Annotated in this window: 12 protein-coding genes; 6 read left to right on the forward strand and 6 right to left on the reverse strand. The window is 31.1% G+C overall.

The features are described 5' to 3' along the window. Nucleotides 1-170 precede the first annotated feature (170 nt). Entirely contained in the window at nucleotides 171-4160 is a 3990-nt protein-coding gene (locus tag V9L04_RS11065; protein ID WP_338789858.1) for a two-component regulator propeller domain-containing protein, read from the forward strand. A gap of 198 nt (nucleotides 4161-4358) precedes the next feature. Here the strand turns inward: V9L04_RS11065 and V9L04_RS11070 are convergent, their stop codons facing one another. The 4 genes from V9L04_RS11070 to V9L04_RS11085 form a co-directional block, all read right to left on the reverse strand. Beyond that, nucleotides 4359-5288 (reverse strand): GIY-YIG nuclease family protein, encoded by a 930-nt coding sequence (locus V9L04_RS11070; RefSeq protein ID WP_338789859.1) that lies wholly within the window; start codon nucleotides 5286-5288, stop codon nucleotides 4359-4361. Between the two features lie 140 nt (nucleotides 5289-5428). Further along, entirely contained in the window at nucleotides 5429-5965 is a 537-nt protein-coding gene (locus V9L04_RS11075; protein WP_338789860.1) for an STM3941 family protein, read from the reverse strand. A gap of 195 nt (nucleotides 5966-6160) precedes the next feature. Beyond that, entirely contained in the window at nucleotides 6161-6436 is a 276-nt protein-coding gene (locus V9L04_RS11080; RefSeq protein WP_338789861.1) for a septum formation initiator family protein, read from the reverse strand. A gap of 41 nt (nucleotides 6437-6477) precedes the next feature. Continuing rightward, nucleotides 6478-7581, reverse strand: a complete 1104-nt coding sequence (locus tag V9L04_RS11085; RefSeq protein WP_338789862.1) for a DUF3137 domain-containing protein — start codon at nucleotides 7579-7581, stop codon at nucleotides 6478-6480. Between the two features lie 777 nt (nucleotides 7582-8358). Between V9L04_RS11085 and V9L04_RS11090 the strand changes: the two genes are divergently transcribed. Continuing rightward, nucleotides 8359-9627 (forward strand): response regulator, encoded by a 1269-nt coding sequence (locus V9L04_RS11090; RefSeq protein WP_338789863.1) that lies wholly within the window; start codon nucleotides 8359-8361, stop codon nucleotides 9625-9627. Nucleotides 9628-9699: 72 nt separating this feature from the next. On the opposite strand, the gene V9L04_RS11095 is transcribed toward V9L04_RS11090, so the two are convergent. Then, entirely contained in the window at nucleotides 9700-10233 is a 534-nt protein-coding gene (locus V9L04_RS11095) for a hypothetical protein (RefSeq protein WP_338789864.1), read from the reverse strand. Nucleotides 10234-10354: 121 nt separating this feature from the next. On the opposite strand from V9L04_RS11095, the gene V9L04_RS11100 reads away from it, so the two are divergent. The 4 genes from V9L04_RS11100 to V9L04_RS11115 all read left to right on the forward strand — a co-directional run bounded on the left by V9L04_RS11100 (nucleotide 10355) and on the right by V9L04_RS11115 (nucleotide 14458). Continuing rightward, nucleotides 10355-11260, forward strand: a complete 906-nt coding sequence (locus V9L04_RS11100) for a hypothetical protein (RefSeq protein ID WP_338789865.1) — start codon at nucleotides 10355-10357, stop codon at nucleotides 11258-11260. Nucleotides 11261-11491: 231 nt separating this feature from the next. Continuing rightward, nucleotides 11492-11671, forward strand: a complete 180-nt coding sequence (locus V9L04_RS11105) for a hypothetical protein (protein ID WP_338789866.1) — start codon at nucleotides 11492-11494, stop codon at nucleotides 11669-11671. 226 nt (nucleotides 11672-11897) lie between these two features. After that, nucleotides 11898-13436, forward strand: coding sequence for a YifB family Mg chelatase-like AAA ATPase (locus V9L04_RS11110; RefSeq protein WP_338789867.1), 1539 nt, complete (start codon nucleotides 11898-11900; stop codon nucleotides 13434-13436). Nucleotides 13437-13816: 380 nt separating this feature from the next. Further along, entirely contained in the window at nucleotides 13817-14458 is a 642-nt protein-coding gene (locus tag V9L04_RS11115) for a lysozyme (RefSeq protein WP_338789868.1), read from the forward strand. Between the two features lie 162 nt (nucleotides 14459-14620). Here V9L04_RS11115 and V9L04_RS11120 read toward each other — a convergent pair whose 3' ends face one another. Beyond that, entirely contained in the window at nucleotides 14621-15316 is a 696-nt protein-coding gene (locus V9L04_RS11120; RefSeq protein WP_338789869.1) for a DUF2490 domain-containing protein, read from the reverse strand. Between the last annotated feature and the right edge of the window lie 3 nt (nucleotides 15317-15319).

A 15319-nucleotide genomic window follows, 5' to 3' on the forward strand; every position in this document is an offset into this window, starting at 1 on the left:
CATCTTAGTCAAATCTAAAAAGCTTTTCTACCTAATAAAAAAACATTTTTACCGAAAGTAGTTATATAAAAAATTGTTTTGCTTCAATTTTTGCGTATTTTTCCATATAATAACTGAATTTAGTTATTAGTCATAATAATTCTATCAAAATTTTAGCCCTAATAAAATACATGAGGTACGCTTGTACACTTTTCTGTATTCTAATTGTATATAGTTTTTCTATCTTCTCCAATTCTTCTTTTGCTCAATTTACTGATTTTGGAGATACACCCTTAGAAGCCGAACATCTGAGCATCGATCAAGGATTGTCTCAATCGACAGTGCTTTCTATTCTGCAAGATCAAAAAGGATTTATGTGGTTTGGAACACAAGACGGACTAAACAGGTATGATGCCTATAAATTCAAACTATTCAAATCCCAACGAGGAGACTCTACTTCCCTTCCTGACAACAATATACAAACGCTTTTTCAATCTAAAGACGGCACAATTTGGGTAGGGACAGAAGCAGGACTTTCAATATACAATCTTGACTTTGACAATTTTACTAGCTATAGATATCAAGGTGCACATAAAAAAAGTATTTCTAATGATGATGTGAGTGCAATTACAGAAGATACAACAGGAGTTATTTGGATAGGAACAAAAAAAGGATTAAATAAATTTGATAGAAAAACAAAGACTTTTGAAAGATATTTTGCTGATGGAAAGACTAATTCTATTCCTGATAATGAAATTACGGCACTTTACACAGATAAAAAAGGAAATGTTTGGATAGGAACACAAAATGGAGTTGCTCGTTATCAACCCAAAACAAATAATTTTAAAGTATTTTTAGCAGACTCTACTTTTTCATCTTTACCAAATGGACATATTACCTGTTTTTTTGAAGACCGTTTTAAGGCACTCTGGATAGGAACAAAAAATGGAATAGGAAGATATAATCGTTTGAGTGATAATATGTCGTCTTACAAAGCCTCTCCTTTAGCTATTGAAGGGATAGAACAAGATGAAGATGGTAATTTATGGATTATCTCTGCTCTAGAACTTGGTAAGTTCAATCAAAATAATCACACCTATAAGCGTCAAAATATCGGCAATACCTTTGAGAATTATGGCTCTTTTAACGTTATTACAAGAAGTAAATCAGGACTTTTATGGATAGGAACAAATAAAAATGGAATTTTTAAGATAAATACTCGTACCAAACAATTCAAAACATTCCGTCATAACCCTGAAAATCAAAATAGTCTTCCTCCAGCATGGGTGTGGAGTATAACAAACTCTGATAAAAATAACCTTTGGATAGGAACAGCAGATGGCTGGAGTTATCTGAACGTAACTAAAGACTCTGCTTTTAACTATAGTACATTTTTTTCTTCCTTCCAAAATCCAAATACTAGAGATGTAACAGCTTTATTAAATGAAGGAGACTCTGTTTTGTGGGGTTCTGTACTCAAAAATGGTCTTTTTAGAGCTACACTTGACAAACAAACTCATATTCCTTTAGATTTTCAAACTTTTGTAGCAAATGAAAATGATTTTTTACAACAATCGCCGAGTGGAAACAGAATTACAACTATATATAAAGACAGCTTTGGTAAAATATGGGTAGGAACTTTTCAAAAAGGATTGAATGAAATTTATGAAGACACAACAGGAAATCATTTGAATTTTGAAAAAATTAATCCAAAAAAATACCGTTTTAGATACTTTATTCATGATAAAAATAATGCAGCATCTTTAGCAGGAAGTAGTGTCCGTATTATTTTTGAGGATAGAAATAAAAATCTATGGATAGGAACAGAAGAAGGAGGACTTAGTCTTGCCAAACGAGATAGTAAAGGAAATATCCTTTCTTTTGAAAATTTTTCTTATAAAGATGATGATCCTACAAGTATTAGTAGCAATGCAATCAGAACAATTTGGGAAGATGCATCAGGGTATCTTTGGTTAGGAACTCCAAATGGACTAAATCGTTTTGACCCAAAAACCAAAAAAGCCCTTCATTTTGGCGAACTAGATATAAAACTTAGCAGAGTTATTCATGGAGTTTTGGGAGATAAAAAAGAAAATCTATGGCTAAGTACAAATAATGGTATTCTTAAGTTTGATGTTGGGGATAGTATCGTATGGGAATTTAATCTTGAGGATGGAATACAAAGCAATGAGTTTAACTCAGGTGCTTCTTACTTGAGAAAAAATGATGGAATGATGTTTTTTGGTGGAATTGGAGGACTAACTATGTTTCATCCAGATACTGTAAAATCAAATAATTATCTTCCTCCTGTTGTTTTGACTGATTTCAAAATTTTTAATAAATCTGTGGCTGTAAGAGATGCCAATAATGAAGATTCTCCTCTCACACATCATATTTCAGTGGTTGATGAAATTATTTTGGATTATGAAGACCAAGTAATTACATTCGAATTTACGGCTCTTAATTTTTTACATCCTGAAAATAATAGATACTCATATCGTTTGGAAGGATTTGAGGAAAATTGGAATGAAGTAAACGACCGTCGTTTTGCTTCTTATACAAATTTGCCTAAAGGAGAATATAAATTTGTGGTTCGTGCTGCAAATAATGATGGTCTATGGAATAACGAAGGTGCATCTGTCAAAATTAGAATGCGTCCTCCTTTTTGGGCTACATTAGGATTTAGAGTTGCTGTTATTTTGGTTATTGCAAGTGGACTTTGGACAATCTATTATTTCCGAACAAAATCTATTAGAGAACAAAATACAAAACTAGAAAACTCTGTAAAAGAAAGAACAGGTGAATTGCTAGAAACTACTGAAGAGTTGCGTGTTCAGCGTGACCAGCTTGAAAATGCGTATGCAAATATTCGTTTGCTTAGTGATATTGGAAGACAAATAACAGCTCGTTTGCACCACAAAGAAATTATTCAATCTGTTTATGATAATATTCAAAAAGTAATGCCTGCTGATGCGTTTGGAGTGGCTCTCTTTGATGAGGATGCAAACTGTCTTACTGTTTCTGGTTTTATTGAAAATGGAAATGTACTACCTTTTCATATTTTAGATTTGAATGATAAGAGTGAATTGGCTGTCAAATCGTTTAGTGAGCAGCGTGAGATTATAATTCATAACGTTCAACAAGAATATCTGAAATACATGGAAGAAAAGCCCCATCCAGATTTTGGGAAAACTACTTCTTCAGTTGTTTATTTGCCTTTAGTTTTGGCAGAGCGAAAAATTGGTGTCATAACAGCTCAGAGTTATAAAGAAAATGCCTTTGATTCAGAACACTTATCTATTCTTAGAAATCTAGCTACCTATATCGTAATTGCTTTAGATAACTCACAAGCCTATACAAAAATAGAAGCTCAAAAACATGAAATAGATGAAAATAGGATTTCTCTTGAATCAAAGAATAAAGATATTACAGATAGTATCAATTATGCAAAACGAATTCAGCACGCACTTTTGCCACCTTTATCTATACTAAAAGATGCTTTTGAAGCCTTTGTTTTATTTTTGCCTCGTGATATTGTAAGTGGCGATTTTTATTGGTTTACAGAAAAAGAAGGTAAAACTATCGTTGCTGCCATTGACTGTACAGGACATGGCGTTCCAGGGGCATTTATGTCTATTATTGCTGAAACACATTTAGACAGAATTATTAACGTGATGGGTATTATGAGTCCTGCTCTTATCTTGGAAGAGTTAGATAAAGCTGTCCGAAACACATTACGTCAGAATGAAACGCAAAGCCGTGATGGAATGGATATGTCAATCTGTGTAATTGATAAAAATAATAATGAAGTAGTTTTTGGAGGAGCAAAAAATCCATTGATTTATATTCAAAATGGAAATGTAGAACAAGTAAAAGGAGATATTAGAGGAATTGGAGGCTATTCAAGAAAATATCTAAAGAAAACCCCAACTTTTAAGGAACATGTTATTAAAGTAAATGAGCCAACTTCTTTTTATATATTTTCTGATGGTTATCAAGACCAGTTTGGAGGAAAACACGATGAGAAGTTTATGAAAAAACGTTTCCGTCAAGTCTTGAGAGATATTCATGCAGAAGATATGGACGCTCAAAGACAACTTCTAGAGCGTGGTTTTATACGATGGAAAGGACAAAGACAACAAATCGACGATGTTCTTGTGATTGGTTTTAAGATGGGATAAATGGAAAGTTAGAAGTCAGATTTTAGAAGTCAGAAGTGTCACACGTGTGTTTTACGGAATACAAAGCGTGGTGCTCAAATACCTTTGTAGGTTCGTAGTGTGAAACTATGAACAGGTAGAGACTAATGTATTTGTATGATTAAGAACTAATTATCAAATCCACTAGAATTTTCGTAAAGTCTAAGTAGAACTAAGCAATTAATTATACAAAGTGTTAGTAGCAGTTGTTATTTCCGATTTCTCAATTTGACTTAAAGTTTGTCCTTTAGAATCTTTCCAAATTCTTCTTCCATTAATCGAATATCCAACAATTACAGCAGCAGCAGAAGAAGGACTTGTAAATAAATGTTTCTTAGTGAAAACAAAAGATCCAGTTTGAGTTTCTTGGATAGTTCCATCTTGAATTAATTCATTTCTTAAAGTCTTATATCCAAAATTTTCCGAAGGATTTTCAGAAACTTGTGAACCTGCTAAAACAACAATTCCTTCATCTGTTTGAATTGCCTTTGCTGTAATGTTTTTTACTTTCAAATTCAGTTCAGTTTCATCCTCTGCACTAATTGAAGCTAATTCTTCAATATTGTCTTTTGGAGTTATCTGTTTCTCAGTTTTATAACTTATTTGATTTTCAAGAAATTTATGACCTAAAACTCCATTTAATAATTTGATATTATTTATAAACTCTTCCATTGCATCTCTATCAGGTAATGGTAGAGAATTTAAACTTGGAGAATTGCTATTCTCTAATAAATAACGTTCAGTCTCTTTCGTAATCTCAATTAATCTACTTTCAAGGTATTTTATATGTGATTTAGTTATATTATCATCTTTACTTGTAAATAATACTACTTCACTCCAAAAGTCCTTTTTTACTGCGTGACTTTTCAATCTGTCCCAAACATTTTCTCCTTCTCCAATATAAACCTTTGATTTTCCTGTTTCATCATCAGTTCCAATCAAAAAGTAAACACCTTGTGTATTTATTTGATTCTGGAAAAATTCATTTAATTCTGATAATTTTTTTCGAGGATTCGATAAAGCTTGAATTGTTAAGTTTACAACTTCAGCAAGTTTAATTCCAGTAACTGAATCCTCTTTTAAATATATTCTAATACTTTTTCCTAACATTAGTTCGTTTTAATTTACTAGCAACGGTGTGGCTTGGCGAAAGTGGGATTTCTTAACTCGTCTCTCGCTAAACCTTTAAATTTATTTTTATGTTCAAATGTCTGTGTCAAAACGTTAAGCCCATTTTCGCTAAGCCAATGTTATGCGATTGGCTTTCTTTGTTGTTGTTCGACGAGTCTATCAACTATTATCTTCTCCAAATCGTTAAAGTTATATTTTATAGTGTTAGAAGTAATAGATAGTGGTGTTCCGTACATCTTATTATTTCCCTCCATTAACTTTCTTTTAAAACCTTTAACCTTGTTAAGATAGAAGTCTGGATTTGCAGTATAAATTAATAGAAATTTTGTTGAAGCAACTTGTTCTGTTCTTATATCGGTAATGTCTGTCCACTTAATAAGTCCGACGCTTGAAGCATTTGTATTGTCAAATATTCCATCATCGTCGATTGTTAAGCCTACTTTATTATCAAATGTCTTTTTTATGCTGTATATTCCAGTTGCACCAAAAAACATCACACTAGCAATTCCAATACCTTTCACTACTAATGGGCTAAATCTTGTTTGTTGGTCTGCTATTACCGTGATAAAGTAAAGTCCCAATACTACAAACACAAGTGACCCACCTATTCCAAGAAATAGTTTAGTTTTGCTTAATTCAATTTCAATTTTATTCATATCAACTATACTAGTTTAACTTTTACGTGATAGTTTCTTAGGCTATCGCATAACTCATTTATAAACGAACTGTGTTCAATTATTAAAAAAAACTAATGTTATCTATTTCAAAGCAAAAATATAGAAAGTAGAATTGAGTTAATTAGTTACGCTGACTTTCAGTTCTAATTTCTAAAATCTGACTTCTAACTTTATTTATTCTACCACATAGACATCTTCACCTTCTTTTGTCATAAGATATTTTTCTCTTGCAATTTCTTCTAGGCTTTTAGAATCGTTTATCTGAGCTTTTTTTGTTTCTAAAAGGTCAATTTGTTTGCTGTAATATTCTTTTTCGGCTTGTAGCTCTTCTAATGTTTGGCGCATACGGATTTGATTTAAGACATCATTTCCATCTAAGAAAAACATCCATAATACAAAGGCTACAAAAAACCAAAAGTAAAAATTATTGATACGTTGAAAAAAAGTCATAATCTAAATAGTAATTTATATTTTTTAATTGAAATAATTTCTTACTCTCCTCTCATCATAGCTGCAATTTCTTCATCTGTTAGTTCTAAATCTTGTGAAGACATAGAACCTAAGCTACCCATTCCTCCCATACTTTCCATTCCACCCCCAAAACTTTCTCTTCCCATACTACCTAATGTTTCTCGTCTTTTCATGTTATTTAGGGAAGCACCAATGTTTACTAAAAAATCCATTTCTTTGAATATTTCATAAGGCTTTTCTGGATTGGTAATGTTTGCAAGATACGTATTAAACTCAAACATTGGTTTGTCGTAACGAATGGCAACGTACATTTTTCTACCTTTAAATGAAAAATAAATAGGTTCTTCGATAGTTTGAGCAATTTCGACAGCTTTATCCATAAAATCTTCACTAATCATTTTTTTAGCTTTTTTTCCATCTTTTGCATAGGCTGTAAAATAATCATTAAATTCTGGATGTTCTACATCTACAAATTCTCCGTGTTGTTCGTTTGCTTTTTTCGTTTCATATCCTAATCTTCCAAAACTTCCCTGTGAAGCATCAGGAATAATAATCATCTCTGGAAAGCTTTTACTGAGTGTCGAAACCATAAAAATACCATCAAAAATTATGTGCCATTGACTAGAATCATTACCTTTTATATCTTCACTTTGCTCTTCCCAAGCAGCTTTTACTTCTGAAAATTGTACTTGTACACCATCTTGACTTGTTGTTACCAAATCATCTCCACCATAAAAATCAGGTTCACGCTTAAATAGCTCACTATCTACAAAATCGCTATAGGAAACAAAGCCATCAGAGTTATAATCTCCTCTAGGAGCTACAAATTCTATTAACTTAGAATTGACTGTTTTTTTGTAACGTAACTGAATATCTCTTCTATCTGCTAGTTTTCGTACTTGCCAAATTGCTCCTGCAATCAGAAAAACAGATAAAAGAATGACAACCCAAATAGCTAACAACTCCATAACAATCAAAACAAAGAGAACTATCAAAATAGCTGCAAGAGCTATCACAATCCCGAATTGAAGAATATTACGCCAAGAAAGTTCTTTTTTGAGGTCTTCTAAATGAGGAAGTAAATCTTCATCAAAAAGAGCTTTAAATTCTGCAAAACTACGCATGAAGTTAATTACGAATTAAAAATTACGAATTACGATTTTTCTACCAAAAAAAAATAATTCAGATAATAAAGGTTATCACGGGTATTTTTGTATAATAGGCTTTCAGATTGTTGAATTTGATAAAATACTGTTTTTGATGCTTGGTACGCTGTTTCAAAAGTTTCACAATGTTTTTTGTATGTTCAACTATCTAGAGTTGAACGAAATGCTTCCTCAGAAGTGTGATTCAAGCAAATAAATCACGCTTCTGAGGAAGCGAAACATTCAGTTATGAGCAACTGAATGCACAACAAAATATAACAAAAATTTTAAAACAGTATACTTAAACTGAAAGTCTGAACTACATTAATACAAACCGTGATAAGGTTTAATAAAAATCAAGTAAATAAAGAGATGCGACTTTAAATTTTAAATTGTTTTTTACAAATAGATAATCATATTATCTGTACTGTTTTTCAGTTCGTAATTTTTAATTCGTAATTCGTAATCGTTCTCTTGTTTCTAAATTTACTAAATAATAATTGAATTTAAGTGATTATTGTTCCCTTTTGCTCTATTTTATTTTTGGTTTTATGAAGTTTACCGAGCAATTTAATTGCTTTATCGAGAGTTTTGTTTTGTTTGTGTCCTAAGTTTTGAGTATGTTTAGGGTAAACTAATTTTTTGCATTAAATTTGCCTAAGTCTTACTATACTATTCATTAAAAAGATAAGATAAAAGACCATTTTTATAAATCTGTCTGAAGAAAATATACATCCTTATAAAATAAACTACCCTATGCCGACAATATTAATGGTTGTAGATGACGAACCAGATGTGCAGCTTTTGATGAAACAAAAATTCAGAAAGCAACTTCGCAATCATGAATATGAGTTTATTTTTGCTGCCAATGGTACTGAAGCCCTTGACAAACTAAAAGATAATCCGAATATTGATGTTATTTTATGCGATGTAAATATGCCTGAAATGGACGGAATTACGCTGCTTTCAAAAACAAAAGTAGTGAATCCAACTGTTCAGACAGTTATCGTTTCGGCGTATGGAGATATGAGAAATATCAGAAGAGCAATGAATAATGGTGCATTTGATTTTGTAACAAAGCCAATTAATTTTAATGATTTGGGTGCAACAATTGCAAAGACAATAAAACATGTACAACGCCTAAAAGAATCTATCACAGAAAAAGAACAATTACACCAAAAATTAGAACGATATAGTAGAGATTTGGAGCAGACAATAGAGGAAAGAACAAATGAAATTACAGTTCAGAAAGAAATTATTGAAGCCAAAAATCAAAGTATCACAGAGAGTATCAATTATGCCAAGCGAATTCAAGATGCTGCTTTGCCTCGTGTAGAAGAAATTAAAGAATCAATTCCAGACTCATTTATTTATTTCAAACCTCGTGATATTGTAAGTGGAGATTTTTATTGGTTTTTAAAGGAAGGAAACAAAATTGTCGTAACGGCTGCCGATTGTACAGGACATGGAGTGCCAGGTGCATTTATGTCATTAATTGGAAATGATTTATTGAATGAGATTGTAAGTGCTAGAGGAGTCATAGAATCAGATAAAATATTAAACGAACTGCACGATAGCGTTAGAAAAGCATTACGACAAGAAGAAAATAAAAGTCGTGATGGAATGGATTTGGCTCTTTGTGTGATTGATTTAGAAAACAAAAAACTACAATTTTCAGGAGCAAAAAATCCTTTAGTCTATTTCAAAAATGGAGAAATGACCTTAATAAAAGGAGATAAATATCCAATTGGAGGCGTTCAATTTCAATTAGATAGAAATTATACTCGTCATGAAGTAGATTTGAGTGAACCTATCATGTTGTATCTTTTTTCTGATGGTTATCAAGACCAGTTTGGAGGAGAAAAGTCAGAAAAATTTATGAGCAAAAACTTTAGAGCTCTCTTGAAAGAAATTCATGAAAAACCAGTCGAAGAGCAAAAACAAATCTTAGATGAGGAGTTTAAGACATGGAAAGGTGATCGTTCTCAAATTGACGATATTTTGGTAATGGGAATGCGTTTTTAGAAAAAATAATACAAACAAAAAAGCTATCAAAATAGAATTGATAGCTTTTTTCATGAAGTAAATTTATCAAATTTAACACCCACATTCTCCTATAAAACTTTCTTTTACACTTTTACCTTCTTGATTGGTTACTTTTAAAGTTCCTGTGTAAAGAAAAGTTTCATCTCCATTTTGGCTTTCTCTTTCTGTCTCTGTTTCTAGCGTATAGTTGTGTGTTGCATTTTCACTTTTATAGGTATTTTTATAATGTGTTTCTGTAACCATTTCAGAATTTGTTTGTACAAATTTTACCAACACGCCATCAATTTTCACAAAAGCTATTTTTTCATAGTTGTCCATATAGCTATATTTTTTTCCTCCTTTAAAATCAGCTTCATTTTTTGAAAAATAACAAGAACAACCATCTATTTCTGGTGGGAAATCGGAAAAAGTATCAATACTGAAAGCAGGTTCTTCTACTATTTCTTCTTCAATAATTTCCTCTCTTAATATAGAGGTTTCGGTAGTGGAGTCTACATCAGAGGTGGTTGTCTCTTTTTTTGAGTTACAAGCTGTAAATAATAGTATAGAAAAACAGAATAAGATTTTTTTTAATAAAGTATTCATAGGTATAAATAGTAAAAGCAAAAATAATTTTCAATGATATAATAACAAGATAAGAATTTATCAAAACTAAAAGCAAAATAATTTGTTTTTATGTTTTCACAAAGGAATCAAATTATCAACTATGAACTCAATTAGTATTTTAGGCTGTGGATGGCTTGGATTAGAAACAGCTAAATTTTGTATAGAAAAAAAACAAAAAGTAAATGGATCCACTACCTCTACAGAAAAAATAGAAATTTTAGAAAAAGAAGGAATAAAGCCATTTCATTTGGAATTGAATGAAGAAAAAATAAAATCAGCTAATTCTAATGACTTTTTTCAAGATTTTTTCGAAACAGATATTTGTTTAATAAACATACCACCACCAAGAGAAAATAAAGAATTCTATAAAACTCAAATGGAATTTATCAAAAATCATTTGTTAGAAAATAAAAAAGCAACTAAAAAAGTGATTTTTATTAGTTCTACGTCTATTTATAAAGACTCAACTTTTCCATTGTCTGCATCGACGATAAAAGAATCTTTTGAAAATGATGTGCAAAATGTAGAGGAGGCAAATCGGAAAGATATTTTTGAAGCTGAAAATGTGTTTATAGAAGCCAGTAAAAAAACAGATTTAGAAGTCGTTATTTTACGAGCAGGTGGACTTATGGGAGGTAAAAGAGTGGCAGGAAAGTATTTTGCAGGTAAAAAGGACTTAAATACAGGTCATATTCCTGTAAATTTCATACATAGAAAGGATTTGATAAACATTATTTCTCTAGTTGCTGAAAAAATAAGTGAAGATAGGCTTTTTAACGACACAAACACTAACAGTTTTGAGGTATTCAATGCAGTCTGTCCGATTCATCCAATTCGTAAAAAAGTCTATGAAAAGAATGCAATAGAGTATAATTTTGAATCTCCTACATTTTCAAATGATGAACAAATGATTGATTATAAGATAATTAACTCAAAAAAAATACAAGAAAAGTTAGGATATGAATTTATCTATCCCAATCCGTTATATTTTCCAGTAGAAAGTTAAATTAAAGTTTTTTTGATAAATAAACTATTTAAAAGGTACTTCAAAATGATAAAATCTATTGTTATATAAAAGTCCTGTTTTTCGATAAAAGTCATTTAAAAACTTAACTTTGTGTTAATCTATATTTATTCATTCCCTTAAAGTGAATAAATAAAAACTCATAAAATTGTGAAATGATTTATATTCATTATAAAGCCATCTTCCAAAACTACTCACTAGACTAATTTTTTTATGAAACTCAAAAAACTAATTCTTTTACAGCTAACTCTTTTCTTAGGTCTGGCAATCATGGTTGCTTGTGAACGTAACGAAGAATGTGCTTTAAGTGCTGCACCGAAAGTTAAAAAAGATTCAAAAAAAATAGAAGTTTCTCATTATTCAGTTACTTCCACTACTCCAACTATTAAATAACATTCAAACGCTACTAATCAGTTATTTAATTCTATATCCCCTTTTTAGTTATTAAAGAAATTTGATTTTGTAGCGTTTTGATTTTACTACAGCCTTATTCCGATTCTGTATTTTTAGATACAAGTCAGAATAAGGTTTTTTTATGCAACTTCATGTGTAGTATTTATTTTATTGTAATATTTTTTTGCCTAATTTGAGGGTCAATTATAAATAAACCTAGAATAAAATGATAGCTAAAACTTTTGGAGCATCCGTAGTTGGTGTAGAAGCAAATATTATAACAATAGAAGTAAATGTAATCAAAGGAACAAAAATAGTAATTGTTGGTCTTGCTGATAGTGCTGTCAAGGAAAGCGAACAGCGTGTAGAATCTGCTGTTAAGCAATTAGGTTTTCGTATTCCTCGTCAGAAAGTAGTTGTTAATCTTGCGCCTGCTGATGTTAGAAAAGAAGGTTCGGCTTATGATTTGCCAATTGCGTTAGGTCTTTTAGTTGCTTCTGACCAAATTACTGCTCCTAACTTTGATAAATATATTGTGTTGGGAGAACTTGCTCTTGATGGAAAATTGCGTCCTATTCGTGGCGTTCTCTCTATTGCAATTGAAGCTAGAAAGCAGGGTTTCAAAGGATTTGTTTTGCCTAAAGAAAATGCAAAAGAGGCAGCTATCGTAAATAACCTAGATATTATTCCTGTCGAAACATTAGAAGAAGCCGTCGGTTTTTTTGAAGACGAACTAAATATAGAACCATTAAAAATAGATACAAGAGAAATTTTTGCTCAACAAAAAAATGAGTACGAAGCTGATTTTGCAGACGTACAAGGGCAAGAGAATATAAAACGTGCTTTAGAAATTGCAGCAGCAGGAGGACATAACGTAATTATGATTGGACCACCAGGTGCAGGAAAAACAATGCTTGCCAAACGCTTATCTTCTATTTTACCTCCTCTTACTTTATATGAAGCCTTAGAAACAACCAAAATTCATTCTGTTTCTGGACATTTAGGAGAAAATGCTGCCTTAGTAGCTACTCGTCCCTACCGTTCGCCTCATCATACAATTAGTGATGTTGCTTTGGTGGGTGGTGGAGGAAATCCTCAACCAGGAGAAATTTCACTTGCTCATAATGGCGTTTTGTTTTTAGATGAATTGCCTGAATACAAACGTTCTGTTTTGGAAGTATTGCGTCAGCCTTTAGAAGATAGAAAAGTTATTATCTCAAGAGCCAAAGTCTCTGTAGAATTTCCTTGTAATTTCATGCTTATTGCCAGTATGAATCCGTGTCCATGTGGATATTATAACCATCCAGAAAAAGAATGTGTCTGTGGAACAGGCATTGTGCATCGATATTTGAACAAAATTAGTGGTCCTTTATTAGATAGAATTGATTTACATGTAGAGGTAACACCTGTTTCTTTTGATGAAATGACAGCGAATAGAAAGGCTGAAAGTAGTGAAGAAATACGAAATCGTGTTATCAAGGCAAGAAAAGTACAAGAAGAACGCTTTAAAGTGATAGATTCTGTACATTCAAATGCTATGATGCCTTCTCAAATGGTGAAAAAGATTTGTAAGATAGATGAAACTAGCAAAATTCTTTTAAAAAATGCAATGGAAAGATTAGGACTTTCAGCAAGAGCTTATGATAGGATTTTGAAAGTAGCTAGAACAATTGCAGACCTTCAAGATAGTCAAAATATACAGACTGCACACATTGCAGAGGCAATTCAGTTCAGAAGTTTAGATAGAAGTGACTGGGTTTCCTAATTTATAAAGTAAGTTTATAGGTGTTTTATGATTGTATTAAGTAAAGATTAAATCTAAAAAAACAACTGACCGTTGGTCATTGTTTAAACAGTACGTGTAAAATTCAAAAAAGTTTGCATAAAAAGGACTTTTTTTTGAGTAATTTTTTAGTGTGTATGTAAGAATAAAGTGAAGATTGCAGTTTCAGAATAAAGTATAAATTACATTGGTTATATAGAGACCAGATTCTGCAAAAAGGTTTAAATACAGAATTTATTTTGGTAAAAAGGCTATTTTACTTTAGTGTCAAAAAGACAATACCCTGAAAAACAATTAGTTAGAATTTGGATAAGTGAATGATAAGGTCTTACCTTTGCACTCTTTCACCATCAAATCTAAATATGAGATATGTCAAAATAGTTACTTTATCAATTTTTGTTTTATTCATTACATCGTTTAATTCGTCTTATAACTCACCAGTCCTTCAACCGACTACTAGTTTTGAAGAAGATGAAAATGAAGAAATCACAGAGGATGAGATAAGCACCCATTACACATGGGATAGTCTTGTTACTCGCATCAAAAGTAGAGAAGGACTAATGTTAGAGCCTTATAATTGTGCAGCAGGTTATCTTACCATCGGCTATGGTCATTTGATCACCGAAAAAGATAGCGTACTTTTAGGAGGCATTACCGAGCAGCAAGCAGATTCTTTATTACGTAAAGATTTGAATTACTCTAAAAAATGGGTAAAGAGAAATCTAAAACTTAAAGGAACAAAATTAATAGCAATTACTAATTTTTGCTTTGCTTTCGGAACTTCCAAACTTTATCGTAGTACGTTGTATAAAAAAATACAAAATAAGGAAAAGATAAACGAGGAAATTTTGCGTTGGGTCAATATTAATGGTTCGCCAAACTCCAACTTGCAAGAAGAGCGTGAATTTGAATTATGGCTATATACAGCTAATGATAAGAAAACAAATTCAAATCAAAGTTTGAGTCAGAATAATATTTTGAAATCTGAAAGTCAGATGAATTAAATAATTCAAACTCAAAAATGCTCCACTAAAAACACACATTACTTCCAAAACCTATTCACTTTTTCACTATCCCATTTGATAGTTTAAAATAGGTTCTAATAATTTTAAAAGCCATTTATCACAAAGTTAGATACTTTAGTATAGATGGCTTTTTTGTGCTTTTCAGTAACTCAAATAATAATTTACAACCCACCAAAAATTATTATTGAGTAATTTGTTGCCCAATGAACTAATGCGATAATCTATTCCTATTTCTAATTTGTTTTTGGTTTTAAGCACATATCCAAGAAAAGGAATTAATCTGATTTCATTACTCCACTTTTTATTTTGTAGAGAAATGAGATACTCATTATTTAGCTTAAAATAAAACTCTTTTGAGTTAAGTTTATTTCCTTTTAAAGGCTTATCAAAGCCAAATCTGTAACGCCACCTAAACTCTACTTTTTGATTGGGTCTAAAAGTTTGATCAGTAGAAAAACGGTGTGCTAGGCTTAATGAATTATATTTTTTTGATATAATAAATTGTTGAAATAAACGATTGTGCTGTTCATTATTTCTAAATCTACTCAAATAACCTAGCGAAAAAGAAGTATTCAAGCCAAGTTTTCTATTGACTAGAATAGAAATATCAGTTAAAGTATATTTAAATTCTTTTTGAAAAGAGTTTGAATCAGAAAAGTATCCATTATAAGCAGAAAAACGAGATTGTGTATTTAAACTAACTTTGTATTTTGGATTTATTTTTTTTGTTAGAGTAAAAGAAGGAAGAATTCCGATTTTATAAGTAGATTGAGCTAAGGTGAAATTAACAAAACTAAAAAACAGCATTAAGATTAAAAACTTATTTATTATTGTCATTTT

Source organism: Bernardetia sp. MNP-M8, assembly GCF_037126285.1.
Lineage (GTDB): Bacteria > Bacteroidota > Bacteroidia > Cytophagales > Bernardetiaceae > Bernardetia.

What these genes read in the sequence shown, in the direction of transcription:
- V9L04_RS11090 (WP_338789863.1), top strand. Translation starts at nt 8,359, where the DNA reads ATGCCGACAATATTAATGGTTGTAGATGACGAACCAGATGTGCAGCTT.
- V9L04_RS11110 (WP_338789867.1), top strand. Translation starts at nt 11,898, where the DNA reads ATGATAGCTAAAACTTTTGGAGCATCCGTAGTTGGTGTAGAAGCAAAT.
- V9L04_RS11100 (WP_338789865.1), top strand. Translation starts at nt 10,355, where the DNA reads ATGAACTCAATTAGTATTTTAGGCTGTGGATGGCTTGGATTAGAAACA.
- V9L04_RS11120 (WP_338789869.1), bottom strand. Translation starts at nt 15,316, where the DNA reads ATGACAATAATAAATAAGTTTTTAATCTTAATGCTGTTTTTTAGTTTT.
- V9L04_RS11115 (WP_338789868.1), top strand. Translation starts at nt 13,817, where the DNA reads ATGAGATATGTCAAAATAGTTACTTTATCAATTTTTGTTTTATTCATT.
- V9L04_RS11070 (WP_338789859.1), bottom strand. Translation starts at nt 5,288, where the DNA reads ATGTTAGGAAAAAGTATTAGAATATATTTAAAAGAGGATTCAGTTACT.
- V9L04_RS11095 (WP_338789864.1), bottom strand. Translation starts at nt 10,233, where the DNA reads ATGAATACTTTATTAAAAAAAATCTTATTCTGTTTTTCTATACTATTA.
- V9L04_RS11085 (WP_338789862.1), bottom strand. Translation starts at nt 7,581, where the DNA reads ATGCGTAGTTTTGCAGAATTTAAAGCTCTTTTTGATGAAGATTTACTT.
- V9L04_RS11080 (WP_338789861.1), bottom strand. Translation starts at nt 6,436, where the DNA reads ATGACTTTTTTTCAACGTATCAATAATTTTTACTTTTGGTTTTTTGTA.
- V9L04_RS11065 (WP_338789858.1), top strand. Translation starts at nt 171, where the DNA reads ATGAGGTACGCTTGTACACTTTTCTGTATTCTAATTGTATATAGTTTT.
- V9L04_RS11075 (WP_338789860.1), bottom strand. Translation starts at nt 5,965, where the DNA reads ATGAATAAAATTGAAATTGAATTAAGCAAAACTAAACTATTTCTTGGA.
- V9L04_RS11105 (WP_338789866.1), top strand. Translation starts at nt 11,492, where the DNA reads ATGAAACTCAAAAAACTAATTCTTTTACAGCTAACTCTTTTCTTAGGT.